The sequence below is a fragment of the Hespellia stercorisuis DSM 15480 genome (genome assembly GCF_900142165.1).
In the GTDB taxonomy this organism is placed as follows: domain Bacteria; phylum Bacillota; class Clostridia; order Lachnospirales; family Lachnospiraceae; genus Hespellia; species Hespellia stercorisuis.
On sequence record NZ_FQZY01000088.1, the window covers coordinates 1 to 13146 of the forward strand.

Below are 13146 nucleotides of genomic sequence, written 5' to 3' on the forward strand. Positions count from 1 at the left end.
ACCAATTACCGAAATAATATCGCAAAACAGGTTTTAAAAATTCTCTGTTTTGTACAAAAATTAATTAGTTCCCCAAGGGGGTTCTGAACAGTTACAAAAAAATGATACTGGCCATTACAACAGGAATCGTGATAGCAGCCATGACAGCATGTGGATCAACAAGTTCAACCTCGTCCTCCGGCAGCTCAACGACAGCATCCTCCAGCAGCGCAAACGAGGCTGCCGATCTGAAGGTTGCAGCGGTGCTTGGCGGACCAATCACAGACCAGGCATGGAATGAAACACAATATGACGGATTATGCGATATCGAATCTCAGGGTGCCGAAACCTCTTACATGGAGAATGTATCTGTAACCGATGCCCCAGACGTCATTCGTACCTACGCATCTGACGGATATGACATTGTATATATCGGCAGCAGTTCTTTTAAAGACGCGACCGTCGAAGTTGCAGCCGAATTTCCGGATACCACTTTCCTGATGATGAACGGAGGCGTCACCGAAGGCAACATGGTTTCCCTTGATACTGCAGATTGTCAACAGGGATTCATTCAGGGATTTATCTGTGCAATGGTAACAGGGACAGATACGGTTGGCTGGGTCGGAGGACTTGAGATTGCTCCTACTTTGAACTGCGAAGCCGGGTTCAAACAAGGAGTTGCCTATGCAAATAAGACCTTTGGGACAGATATTAAAGCAGTTACTTCGCTGACTGGAAGTTATACCGATATCGAAGCTGCAAAAGAAACCACCCTGGCAATGATCCAAAACGGTTCTGGAGCAATCTCCGGCATGGCAGATGATGCAACACACGGCATTCTCGCTGCCGCAGAAGAGAAATCTATCCCTTGCGTTGGCACCGGCGTTGATCAGGATGAGTTGGCACCAACACAGTTGATCACCGGCATTTCAGTTGATAACGAGATTGTTTACAAGGAATCTTTCTCAAAATACTTGGACGGCTCAGTTAAAGATCCGGGATATCTTTATGGTATCTCAGCAGGTGTTGTGTATATGGCCGATTACAGTAAGGGCGCTTCCATTTTGACAGACGACCAGAAAACAGCAATCGATGATATTGTTTCAGGAATTGATGACGGCTCCATTAAAGTTGTAAATGCAGCTGATTACACAGACTAAACATTGTAGATAAATAAGAGCCACCGGCGGCAATAACTGCTGTCCGTGGCTTTTTTTAACATTGATTACTTGGGAGGAAAGCAATGGAACAGACAAATAAAAATAAGGTGATGCAATTCCTGCGTGGAAAACAGTATCCATTTATCGCAATTGGAGTCGCACTGCTGATATCAGGATGCATCATAAAAGCTATGGGATTTGACCCGTTTTTGGCATTAAAGTCACTTCTTTCCGGGGCACTTGGAACCACAAATGCCTGGGGCGAAACACTCATAAAAATGATACCATTAATTTTTACCGCACTAAGCTTTTCAGTCGCAATGAAAAGCGGTATTGTCAACCTGGGGGCAACCGGACAGGTTTATATCGGAAGTCTTGCCGGAACCCTGATCGCTACTAATTTTGCAGGATTGCCTGCAATCATTCATATCCCCCTCGCGTTGATTGCGGGAATGGCTGCCGGCGGCGCATATGGATGGCTTGCAATTGCATTGAAAAATAAATTCGGAGCAAACGAACTGGTTACCACCATTATGTTAAATTATATCGCAATTCAGTTTGTTAATTATATGGTATCCGATCCCATCCGGGATTACGGAGCGACTACCGCTCTTCCTCAGTCTCGTATGGTTACAGATACCGCTGTGCTTACAAAGATCATACCCAATACGCGTCTGCATATTGGCCTGTTTATCGCAATTGCCGCTTTAATTCTATATTATATTCTTTTCTGGCACACCACCAAAGGATACGAGCTGAAAGTCACTGGTTTAAGCCAGTCCGTCAGCAAATACGCCGGAATGAATGTAAAGAAGAATCAGACAATCTCCATGGTCATGGCTGGTGCACTGGCAGGTATGTGCGGTGTCATAGAAATCCTGGCTATTCAGTCCAGAATCACACAGGACTGGGCTGGTGACATCGGTTTCGACGGTGTTGCTGTCGCCTTGCTTGGCGGAAACACCCCGGTCGGAATCGGGCTGTCAGCTTTTTTGTTTGGCATGCTCTCCAGTGGTGCAAACAAAATGCAGATGATGGCAAAAGTCCCCAATGCCGTAATCTATCTGGTACAGGGACTGGTTGTCTTATTTGTAGTCGGACGCAATATATTTATCTGGAAAAGCAAAAAGAAAAATGAGAAAAAAATCGAGAAAATGAAACAGGCTGTACACAAAGAACAGGTGGAGGTGTAAAAATGGATACTATAGTTAGCTTATTTTCCAGTGTAGTGAGAATGTCAACGCCTATATTGATCTGTGCATTGGGCGCTGTGTTCAGCGAACGGGCTGGTGTGATCAACGTAGGGCTGGAAGGACTCATGCTGATAGGCGCATTATTCGGGGTCCTCGGCTCCTTCTGTACCGGATCCGCATTTTTAGGTGCTGTGACTGCAATGGCCGCCGGGCTGCTGTTCGCACTGATCTATGCATTTTTTACCATCACTGTCAAAGCAGACCAGACAGTAGTCGGCATTGCCTTTAATACCATCGCTGGTGGTCTCACCGTAGTCCTTTATCGCGTTTTACTGGCTAACTCAGGAGTTTCTCAGGTCAAAGGATTTAACACAGTGGCCATCCCTGGTCTGAGTCAGATCCCGGTAATCGGTCCCATTTTCTTCGAACAGTCTGTACCGATCTATATTTTATATTTTCTGATTCCGGTTCTTGCAATCGTATTCTCTAAAATGAACATCGGTTTAAAAGTTCGCGCAGTGGGCGATAACCCGGTAGCTTGTGATACCGTTGGAATCAGTGTGGTGAAAGTTCGCTATATGACTGTTTTATTTTCCGGCGTCATGGCCGGAATGGCCGGTGCCTTTGTATCCATGGGACAATTACGATTCTTTACCGAAGGAATGATATCCGGAACCGGATTTATTGCATTTGCCACTGTTATTTTCGGGAATTACACCCCGTTGGGCGTACTTCGTGCCGGTTTGATTTTTGGCTGTGCATCTGCACTTCAATACAAATTTCAAACCAGTGGTTCCGCTGTTCCATATCAGGTCTGGATTATGCTGCCTTATCTGATTACCATTCTTGCGCTATGTTTATATCACAAAAAATCAAATGCACCCAAATACAGTGGTGTAAGCTTTTCAAAGGACTAAGGGGGAAATTAAAATGGCTTATCTTGAAATGAAACATGTCTCAAAATATTTTGACCGGGTCGCCGCAAATGTAGATGTGAACCTGAGTATTGAAAAAGGTGAAGTGCATGCCCTCTTGGGTGAAAACGGTGCCGGGAAATCAACTTTGATGAACATTCTGTATGGAGTATATCATCAGAGTGAGGGCGAACTGTTTTTAGACGGTGAGAAACTGCATATTAAAGATCCCAAAGATGCCATTGAGAAGGGCATCGGAATGGTTCATCAACATTTCATGCTGATTCCCGAATTGACCGTCATTGAAAATGTCGTACTGGGAATGCGGGAAAACAAAGCAATCCTGGACTTGAAAGCTGCTGCTCAAAAGTTCGAAGCGATGTCTGAAAAATATGGAATGCATATCAATCCATGGGTAAAAGTGGACATGCTTACCGTTGGACATCAGCAGCGCCTTGAAATCCTGAAAGCCTTGTACCGTAATGCCAATATCTTAATTTTGGATGAACCGACCGCAGTCTTGACCCCTCAGGAAGTCGGCGTATTGTTTAAAGTAATACGCCAGCTGACGGCTGAAGGAAAAACTATTATTTTTATCAGCCATAAGATGAATGAAATTATGGAAATCTGTGATTACTGCACTGTTCTTCGCCGCGGCAGAACTGTACAAACCGTGAAGGTAAGCGATATCAAGGACAAGCAGGAACTGGCCACACTGATGGTTGGACATGCGGTAGAACTGAACATGCACAAATCCATAAAGGAGCCCGGAAACGTAATACTGAAGGTTGACAAGCTCACCTATACCAATAAACTAAAAGTCGACAAATTAAAAGAAGTGACTTTTGATATACATGAAGGTGAAATTGTAGGTATCTGCGGAGTAGATGACAATGGTCAGTCCGAACTGATTAAATGTATCACAGGAAATGAGACGGCAACGAAAGGACATGTGACCATCCTTGACGAAGACTGCACCCACGCCGGAGTCAGACACATTCTGGACAAAGGTGTTTCTCATATCCCGGAAGACAGACACAACATGGCAATGATTAAAAATCTTTCAATCAACGAAAATCTAATTCTGATGGCTTTAAAAAAAGACGGATATTCCAAACACGGTTTTATCGACTGGAAATGGGTGACGAAACACAATCAAGAGCTCTGTAGGGAATACGAGGTAAAGACACCGGATGTCAACGAACTGGCCGGGAATCTTTCCGGTGGAAACCAGCAGAAGTTCGTCGTTGGCCGGGAATTAGACCGCAATCCCAAAATTCTGGTTGCAATGCATCCTGACCGTGGTCTGGATATTGGAGCAACCAAATATATTCAGCGCAGAATTCTTGCGGAACGGGAAAAGGGAACCGGAGTGGTACTTGTATCAACGGAACTAGATGAGATCATGGAATTGTCCGATAAAATCGTAGTTCTAAACAACGGGGAAGTGATGGGGATTCTGGATCAGAAAGAGGCGACCGTGGAAAAGCTGGGACTTATGATGGCTGGAGAACGCATGCCGGGTTACGAGAAGGAAAGCGATGCTTTAGATTAAAACAAAAGGAGTGGTGAAAGTATGACAGCAGAGGAAAGAAGAGAGTTCATTCTAAAAGAATTATTAAATGGAAGTGAGATCATCAGTGCGAATACATTTGCAAAGGATCTGGATGTAAGCCGGCAGATTATCGTTGGTGATATAGCTCTGCTTCGCGCGTTAGGTTACAATATCGAGGCTACCCCAAAAGGGTATTTTCTCGGGGAGGCCTCAAGACCATCCGGTGTTACCAAAATCGTTTGCTCAAATCATAAAAAAAATCAGATGATGGAGGAGTTATATACCGTCGTGGATAACGGAGGTGCCATTCTGGATGTCCAGATTGAGCACCACCTGTACGGTAAATTGATTGGTGCCATGAATTTATATTCCCGTTATGACATCGAAGAGTTTGCAGCTAAAATAAAAAAATCCAACGCAATTCTACTGTCAGGCCTCACTGACGGACAACATGAACACACAATCTGGTGCAATGATGAAAAAGTCATGGACCGCGTCATCCTCGCCTTACAGGAAAAAGGATTAATTGTATAAACAATCGATTTAAAAGGACCTCTTTGCTGATTTTCCAATTAACAAAGAGGTCCTTTTTCTACATCATCCCTACCAATGGCCAGTAAAACTTAATACAAAGTGCATATACCGCACATGCAATGACCGATAAAATAAGACCGAATTTCGGAAATTCATCTGCGCCCAGCTCCCCCGTATCAAAGCACAATATACTCGGTGTGGTGTTAAAAAACATCAGGATCGGATAACCGCCAAGCATCATCGCTGCAGGTATCAACACCCATGTTGCGTTTATGTTGGAAACATTTGCAATTCCAATCAATATGGGGAAAAACACATTTGCCATGGTTGCTGTCCCAACAAAGAAAACATGCATGAACTGTACAACAATCAAAAGCAGTATGATTATGGCTGCAACGGACAGTCCTTCCAAATGCAGTATATCAAACATCTTTTCCGCCATCCATTCCGACGCACCTGTACTGCTCATAGCGGCTCCCAGACTAATCCCCCCACTACAAATAAATACAACACTGAGAGAAATATGATCGGCACAATCTTTCCAATCTAATATCCCGATTTTGGGCAGACATAAAACGACAGCACTTAATAGACAGGTCGTGGTACTATCTATTCCAATCTTCTCTCCAAATGCCCACACAACAATGGTCATAAGAAAAATAATGCCCACCTTTTTCTCATCTCTGCTGGGTGCCCCCTGCTCCGCCACCTTTTGACTGATATATTCTTTCCCGTTCGGAAGCTCTTTCATTTCCGGTCTCAACAGCAGCTGAATTAATGCCCATGCAATCAAAGTCAGCAGCAGCGCCGGCAAAAAGCCCCAGACAAACCATTCACCGTAGGTGACCCGTTTGCCGGTAGCTTCATAGAGATAATCCACCGCCATAGGGTTCGTGATTGTGGCGGTCAATATCCCTGCACTGATTGTGGAATTTGTACAGCACAGTGTCAACAACAGATTGGCGCCAAACTTTGTTTTTTCTTTCTTTTCTCCCCGAAACTGACTGATAATGTTCAGACAAATCGGCAGCATCATTGCTGTCCGGGCCGTGGAAGACGGTACCAGCAGTGCAAGTATAATATTGACCAGAACGATGCCAAACGTAATTCGTTTTGCACTTGTCCCTACCTTTTGCATGATAAAATAAGTGACTCGGTCTCCCAGTTTCGATTTTTCCATTGCCGCCGCCAGGATAAAGGAACCTACAATCAGATACGTCGAGGTAGATGAAAATCCACTCAGCGCACTCTTAATATCGGTCACCTTGCACACCACCAGCAACGGTACGATTGCCAGACTTACAATCGCCGCTGGCATTGATTCTGCCAGATACAACACAAACGCTGCCGCAAATACTGCCAGACACCTTTTCCCTTCAGCCGGAAGTCCGTTGATTTCCGGTAATAGCATGACGATAACAAACACAATCGGGGCTATGATAAAACCACTTTTTTTCTTTACTGACATTTTGCCACCTCTATTCGATTCCTTCATATAATTTTTGCTGGTGATACAGTTCCCGTATTACATCTGTCGGCGTGATCGGAAGTTCGTAAAAATGGACTCCGATCGCATCTTCTACCGCATTTACAATTGCCGGAATAATTGGAATTAATGCGGGTTCACCTACCCCTTTTGCACCAAACGGACCGGCCTGTGCATTGCTTTCTACAACAATTGGATAAATATCCGGCATGTCCAGTGCAGTTGGAATCAGATATTTGGAAAACTGTGGATTTAAAATCTTTCCATTTTCAACAATGACTTTTTCTAAAATGGCAAAGCCCTGTCCCATGGCACAGCCTCCTTCGATCTGGGCCTCCACCATTCGTTTATTGATTGCTCGTCCTACATCATGGGCCGAAATCACTTCCTTCAGTTCAATTCTTCCGGTGTCTGTATTGACCTCAACGGTGACCATGGTTGCCGCATAAGAATATATCTCAAACGGACTGCCCTGCATCGTATCCGGATCCAGCATCGTCGTGTTCGGGTTATAATACCCCTGCCCCAGTGCGAGACGCCCCCGCTTTGCCATCTCTCCCATCAGCTCCCGGTACGACAATTTGCACTCTAAATTATCCATATCATAAATCTGCCTGTTCTCGAACTTCAACCGCTCCCGGCTGACCTGCAGTACTTCTGCCGCCACCTCCGCCAACGTCTGTTTTGCCATCTGGCACGCTTTTTTGGTAGCGTTCCCGGAAATAAAGGTCTGACGGCTTGCCGAAGTTGCACCGCCTTCCGGTGTTACAGCCGAATCTGCACTCGTAACATTCACATCTTCGTAGCGAACCCCCAACTCTTCTGCGGCAATCTGCGCCATAACCGTAGTCGACCCCTGCCCAATATCGGCGCAGCCTACCATCAGATTGACACTCGCATCGGAGAGCACTTCCACAAAAGCCCCTGCCGGGTTTGGCAGCCCTGTATTTCCTACGCCATACCACATACAGGCAATTCCTTTTCCCTGTCTAATCACATCAATCGCCCTCTTTCCCATCCAACTCTTTTCTTTTACTCAATACCTGACTGATACACGTCTCAAGTCCAACATCACTTCCAAGTTTCTGTCCTGTAGAGGTCTCTGCCCCGGGATGCTGCAGATTGATCAGGCGCAGTGCAACAGAATCCATCGAAAGTTCTTTGGCCAACGCTTCAATCTGCCCTTCATGTACCAATGCCACCTGGGGCACGCCAAATCCGCGGAATGCACCTGCCATGGGGTTGTTTGTATAGACAAAGGTTGCGTCAATTGACACGTTCGGAATGACATACGGGCCGGTGCAATGCACCATCGCTCTGGTGATTACCGCCGGTCCATAGGACGCATATGCCCCCGTATCTCCCCGCATCGTCACTTCCATTGCCATCAATTTTCCCTCTTTTGTGGCACCGGTTCTTGCATGAATCGTCATGGGATGCCTCTTCGAAGATACCATGGCTGACTCCGTCCGTTTTCTCACCATCTTCACCGGTTTTTTGGTATTATAGGCAAGCAGGGCCGCATGGCACTGAACAGAAATATCCAGCTTTCCGCCAAACCCGCCCCCTGTCGTCATCTGCACACTTCGCACTTTGTTTTGTGGAAATGCCATCATCGCAGCTACTTCTCCCCGATCAAAATGTGGATTCTGAGTGGAACTGTATATGGTAATCATTCCATTTTCATATGTTGCCAGCCCGGCTTCGGGCTCAATAAACATATGTGATAGCATGGAGGTCTTGTATGTATGTTCTACAATCACATCACATTTTTCAAAGCCTGCCCGGACATCTCCATGACGCAGATGTTTTGTCTGCAGCACATTGGTGATACCATGAATATTGGGGGAGTCTTCCTGAATCGCCCTGTCAAATGTGAAAATCGGTTCTATCTCTTCATACGTGACATCAATCAGAGAAAGAGCCTCCTGTGCTGTCTCCTCTGTTTTGGCCGCGACAATTGCAATCGCATCGCCAATACGCCGGATTTTGTCTTCCACCAGTATGGGCTCATCCTTCAGTATAATGCCGACTGCATTTCGCCCCGGAATGTTTTTTGCAGTGAGTACACTTTCGACCCCCTCGAGTGCCCTCGCTTTTGAAGTATCGATATTTTTAATGACCGCAGCCGGAACTGTACTTCTGAGTACCGCTCCATAAAGCATATCTTCCATATCTAAATCTGCTGAAAAGACTGTCTTTCCAGTCACCTTTTCGAATGCGTCTTTTTTGATTACATTTTTCCCGACTACGCTTAATTTCTTTTCCATGGCACTTTCCACCTCTACTCCTGTGCGATTTTTTGACTGGCCATCTCAATTGCTTTCACAATCTTTACATATCCCGTGCACCGACATAAATTGCCGGAAATCGCACGCCGTACTTCGTCATGTGTAGGCGTCGGATTATGCATCAACAATGCTTTCGCGGATAATATCATGCCCGGTGTACAGTACCCGCACTGTACTGCCCCCTCTTCCATAAAACTCTGCTGTAATACATCCAGTTCGCCTTTGTTTGACAGCCCTTCCAAGGTAATGATTTCTCCCCCATCAATCTGTCCCGCCAGCATGGTACAGCTGGTCACCGCACGCCCATTGTAAATGACGGTACAGGCTCCACATTCGCCTTCTGAACATCCTTCCTTGACGCTTCGCATCCCCATCTCATTTCGCAGAAAGTCCAGAACTCGCATATTCGGGAACACCTCCCGCTCATACTTTTCTCCGTTCAAGGTAAATCGAATCATAATTTTCTTCATTCCAGTCACTCCTTTCCTCGTACTGCCTGAGAATATCTTCAAATGCAACATCGAAGGTTCCCCGCACAGCCTCTTGCTTGTAATACACCTCCATTGGACGATCCTTGATACTTTCGTACACCGCCTCCTGAAGCATTTCATAAGTATTCGCAAACGTCTGCCTGTTGATTTTTTTACCGATCAGATACTCCTGTACCTTTGTAAATTCCAGAGGATATCTGGAGAGCGCACCTCCGATTATTTTTGCACTCGTACAGGTTTGTTCCGCATTTCTGCAAATCGTAACAGCAGCCCCTATATCAACAATCGCCAATGCATTTCTCTTTCCTAATTTGAAAAATGCATTGGCGACTCCGTTGTCCGGTTTTTTAAATTGTATTTCAGTCAACAGCTCATCCGGCTGTATTCTGGTCTGATTTCCTCCATTATAATACTCTCTCAGTGAAATCTTCCGCTTTCCTTTACTGCTTCTAATTATCAGATTGGCTCCCAGCGACAGAAACACGCTGATGGAATCTCCTGCAACAGATGCATTGATTACATTTCCTCCCACAGTACCAAGATTTCTGATTTGCGGTGAACCGACATGGGCACAAGCCTCATACAGTCCTTTGATTTTCTTTTTAATGTACTCATTCTGTTCAACATCCGTAAACGTCGATGCCGCACCGATTCTCACCAGAGATTTCTCTATCACAATATATTTTAATTCTCCGACGCCCTGGATATTGATTACATGGTCAGGACCTATCCTCCCGTCATTCATCATAAGCAGGACATCTGTACCACCGGCGATAATTCTGTTGTTATTTTTAGTGTTTTCCAATATGTTTAGTGTTTCTGCAACACTTTTTGGATTATAATATTCAAATTCTTTCATATATATCACTTCCTGACGTTACTTTCTTTTTTCACATTTTAATCACAGATCTATCTGCCGTCAATCAAAATAAAAAAGATTTACATATGCCACAATTTCTTTCTTTTTCTCCCCACCCGCATTGTAAACTTCCCCTCTTGCGCAGTTATCATATACCTGTCTTGACATGTATTTACATGTGTTTTATATAATATTTTTTCATTTACAGAGCGATTTCAACTCACAACCTACAATCTTTTTTTTAAGCCTTGTTTTCTGAAAATATGACGCTTATAATTCAGGTTAACACATAGGAAACCGGTAGCAACGGAGCTATTTGATCAGATTTTTCAGGTCACATAGCTCCCTTTTTATTGGTCAGGACAAATTAGAAAGGAGTTTTATAATGAAAAAAACACTAATTAAACATATTGGAACCATCGGGAGCGGCGATATCAGTTGTCCCATTTTGGAAGGCAACTCCATCTTAATAGAGGACGGTATCATCACCGCCATAGGAACCGATCTTGCCGCTGATGATGCTGTTGTCATTGACGCAAACGGTACCACTGCCACTCCGGGTCTGATTGATTCTCATGTCCATACCACCATTGGAGATTTTGCCCCAAGACAAAAAACCATGGATTTCATATCCAGCGCACTGCATGGTGGTGTCACTACTATGATTTCTGCCGGAGAATGTCACCTGCCGGGGCGTCCCAAAGATCCTGCCGGAACAAAAGCACTTGCTGTTTTGGCCTCCAAATCATTTCGCAATGCGCGTCCTTCCGGTGTCAAAGTGCACGGCGGCAGCCTGATCCTGGAAAAAGGTCTGGTAGAGGAAGATTTTGCAGAATTGCAAAAAGAAGGAGTTTGGATTGTGGGCGAGATTGGACTTGGTTCTGTAAAAAAACCAGAAGATGCTGCACCCATGGTCGAATGGGCTCATAAGCACGGATTTAAGGTGCAGATGCATACAGGCGGGACCTCTATTCCAGGCAGTTCCACTGTCACTGCTGATGATGTCATCGCCACCGGACCAGACGTAGTTTCCCATATCAATGGCGGCCCCACGGCAATCTCATTGGCAGAGGTTGACCGCATCATGGATGAAACACCATTCGCACTTGAAATCGTACAATGTGGAAATCCCAAAGTTGCAGATTATGTTGCAAAACGTGCCGCCAAAAAGGATATGCTCGGCCGTGTTATTTTTGGAAATGATGCTCCCAGCGGAACCGGCTTGATTCCATTAGGTATCCTGCGGAACATCTGCCAGCTTTCTTCTATTTCAAATATCCCGCCTGAGATTGCAATTTGCATGGCCTCTGGAAATACGGCAAATGTTTACAATCTGAATACCGGTATCATTGCCGTTGGAAAAGAAGCCGATCTCATTCTCATGGATGCTCCGATGGGCAGTGTTGGCACAAGCGCATTCGAGGCAATCGAGGCCGGAGATATTCCAGGCATCAGCATGGTTCTGATTGACGGAGAAATTCTGGTAAATAAGAGCCGCAACACACCGCCGGCCGTCACACCTGCTGTCAAATGCTAATCTGGAGGTGATGATGTGATTCAGATTACAGATAACTGCAAGGGCTGTGGTATTTGTTTGCCCAACTGCCCGCAAAAGGCAATTTCCATTCAAAATAAGCGGGCCACGATTTCCATAGAATGCTCTGAATGTGGAATTTGTACACGTGTGTGTCCAACACATGCGGCTGTCAAAATCGCCAATACGGGCAAAGAGGGGGTGGTCTGCGCCTTCTGTCCGGTACAGTGCACCATTAAGCCCGGATTCACGGGCGCCTGCAAACGTTTTACCAACGTGGATGGCACCCTGATGCGCAATCGAAAACTTGTGTTTGAGAATCAGTTGGAACATTATGAATCAGACTATGCAAAACCGCTCATTACAGCGAGTGGTGCCGGTTCTACCTACCCCTGCTGCCGCCCCGCCCCGCATATCGTATCTGCTCTGCGGGATGGTGTTGACATGGTAACGGTTGTGACCGAAGCGCCATTAAGTTACAGTGGAGTGACTGTCAAAATCGACACCAATGCTTACCTGGGCGAAACAGGTGATGCAGTTTATCGGGACGGAAAAAAAGTCGGTATACTTTCCACCGAAGAATACGGCTCGAAAATGCTCAGCATCGGTGGTGCCGGTCTGCTGACCTCCAAAGACGGATTCATCGTTGCCCGCACGATTGTGGAACTGGCAAACGGTGAAGAAGTTTCTCTCAAGCTGCAGCAAAAAACCACGCTGGTTATTCAAAATAACCATGCTCCGATTGTGGATGGTATTCCACAGAAAAAAATGCGGGTCGGATGTGGCAGCGCAACCGTTGGTCTCTTCGCCGAAACTATGAAACAAGCCGCTGACGATGTCATTGTCATTGATCACCACATCATCGGTCTTCTCTCGGAGCATCTTGCCGGGGCTGAAGTCGGATTGAGCTGGAGCGGAATTGTTGTTAACGGGTAACTGTTCAGAACTCCATTAGTTAAAGATGATATCGGAATTCCCTAAAAGGGCTTCTCTGATTGCTGTAAAAGCATTTATTCCATGCTTATGAGCAGTCCCAATATAGCTCATGATTGTAAGATATTCCTGTGCGCCTTCCTCACTGCGAAAACATCCTGAGACCTTGGTTTTAACCTTAATCATGCGCAAATCACGTTCCGCAAGGTTATTATCA

13 protein-coding genes are annotated in these 13146 nt (G+C 45.5%); 7 read left to right on the top strand and 6 right to left on the bottom strand.

Features of this window, described 5'->3' with window-relative positions:
- The first annotated feature begins 101 nt into the window (after nucleotides 1–101).
- From BUB85_RS18600 to BUB85_RS18620, 5 genes are all read left to right on the top strand, one after another.
- A complete protein-coding gene (locus BUB85_RS18600; protein ID WP_073113030.1) occupies nucleotides 102–1139 on the top strand; it encodes a BMP family protein in 1038 nt (345 codons plus the stop codon).
- Nucleotides 1140–1222: 83 nt separating this feature from the next.
- Entirely contained in the window at nucleotides 1223–2332 is a 1110-nt protein-coding gene (locus BUB85_RS18605; protein WP_084534129.1) for an ABC transporter permease, read from the top strand.
- A gap of 2 nt (nucleotides 2333–2334) precedes the next feature.
- Nucleotides 2335–3249, top strand: coding sequence for an ABC transporter permease (locus tag BUB85_RS18610; RefSeq protein WP_073113031.1), 915 nt, complete (start codon nucleotides 2335–2337; stop codon nucleotides 3247–3249).
- A gap of 13 nt (nucleotides 3250–3262) precedes the next feature.
- Nucleotides 3263–4801: an ABC transporter ATP-binding protein gene (locus tag BUB85_RS18615; protein WP_073113032.1), complete on the top strand. Its 1539-nt coding sequence runs from the start codon at nucleotides 3263–3265 to the stop codon at nucleotides 4799–4801.
- Between the two features lie 21 nt (nucleotides 4802–4822).
- A complete protein-coding gene (locus BUB85_RS18620) occupies nucleotides 4823–5335 on the top strand; it encodes a transcription repressor NadR (RefSeq protein ID WP_073113033.1) in 513 nt (170 codons plus the stop codon).
- A 58-nt stretch (nucleotides 5336–5393) separates the two neighbouring features.
- Here BUB85_RS18620 and BUB85_RS18625 read toward each other — a convergent pair whose 3' ends face one another.
- From BUB85_RS18625 to BUB85_RS18645, 5 genes are read right to left on the bottom strand one after another with little or no spacing between them, the layout of a single operon-like run.
- Nucleotides 5394–6803: an SLC13 family permease gene (locus BUB85_RS18625; RefSeq protein ID WP_159434680.1), complete on the bottom strand. Its 1410-nt coding sequence runs from the start codon at nucleotides 6801–6803 to the stop codon at nucleotides 5394–5396.
- Between the two features lie 10 nt (nucleotides 6804–6813).
- Nucleotides 6814–7818 (bottom strand): xanthine dehydrogenase family protein molybdopterin-binding subunit, encoded by a 1005-nt coding sequence (locus BUB85_RS22245; RefSeq protein ID WP_073113042.1) that lies wholly within the window; start codon nucleotides 7816–7818, stop codon nucleotides 6814–6816.
- A gap of 1 nt (nucleotide 7819) precedes the next feature.
- On the bottom strand, nucleotides 7820–9091 hold the full coding sequence (locus BUB85_RS22250) for a xanthine dehydrogenase family protein molybdopterin-binding subunit (RefSeq protein WP_073113035.1): 1272 nt from the start codon (nucleotides 9089–9091) through the stop codon (nucleotides 7820–7822).
- Between the two features lie 14 nt (nucleotides 9092–9105).
- Nucleotides 9106–9582, bottom strand: coding sequence for a (2Fe-2S)-binding protein (locus BUB85_RS18640; protein ID WP_200803596.1), 477 nt, complete (start codon nucleotides 9580–9582; stop codon nucleotides 9106–9108).
- Nucleotides 9536–10462, bottom strand: a complete 927-nt coding sequence (locus BUB85_RS18645) for an FAD binding domain-containing protein (RefSeq protein WP_073113036.1) — start codon at nucleotides 10460–10462, stop codon at nucleotides 9536–9538. Before BUB85_RS18645 ends, BUB85_RS18640 begins: the two co-directional genes overlap by 47 nt.
- Before the next feature lie 385 nt (nucleotides 10463–10847).
- Between BUB85_RS18645 and BUB85_RS18650 the strand changes: the two genes are divergently transcribed.
- Both BUB85_RS18650 and BUB85_RS18655 read left to right on the top strand, forming a co-directional pair.
- Nucleotides 10848–11999, top strand: coding sequence for an amidohydrolase family protein (locus BUB85_RS18650; RefSeq protein ID WP_073113037.1), 1152 nt, complete (start codon nucleotides 10848–10850; stop codon nucleotides 11997–11999).
- A 15-nt stretch (nucleotides 12000–12014) separates the two neighbouring features.
- On the top strand, nucleotides 12015–12932 hold the full coding sequence (locus BUB85_RS18655) for a DUF362 domain-containing protein (RefSeq protein WP_073113038.1): 918 nt from the start codon (nucleotides 12015–12017) through the stop codon (nucleotides 12930–12932).
- 15 nt (nucleotides 12933–12947) lie between these two features.
- Here BUB85_RS18655 and BUB85_RS22695 read toward each other — a convergent pair.
- Nucleotides 12948–13146: IS66 family transposase (locus BUB85_RS22695; protein ID WP_073113039.1), on the bottom strand; the 199-nt coding region annotated here is incomplete at its 5' end.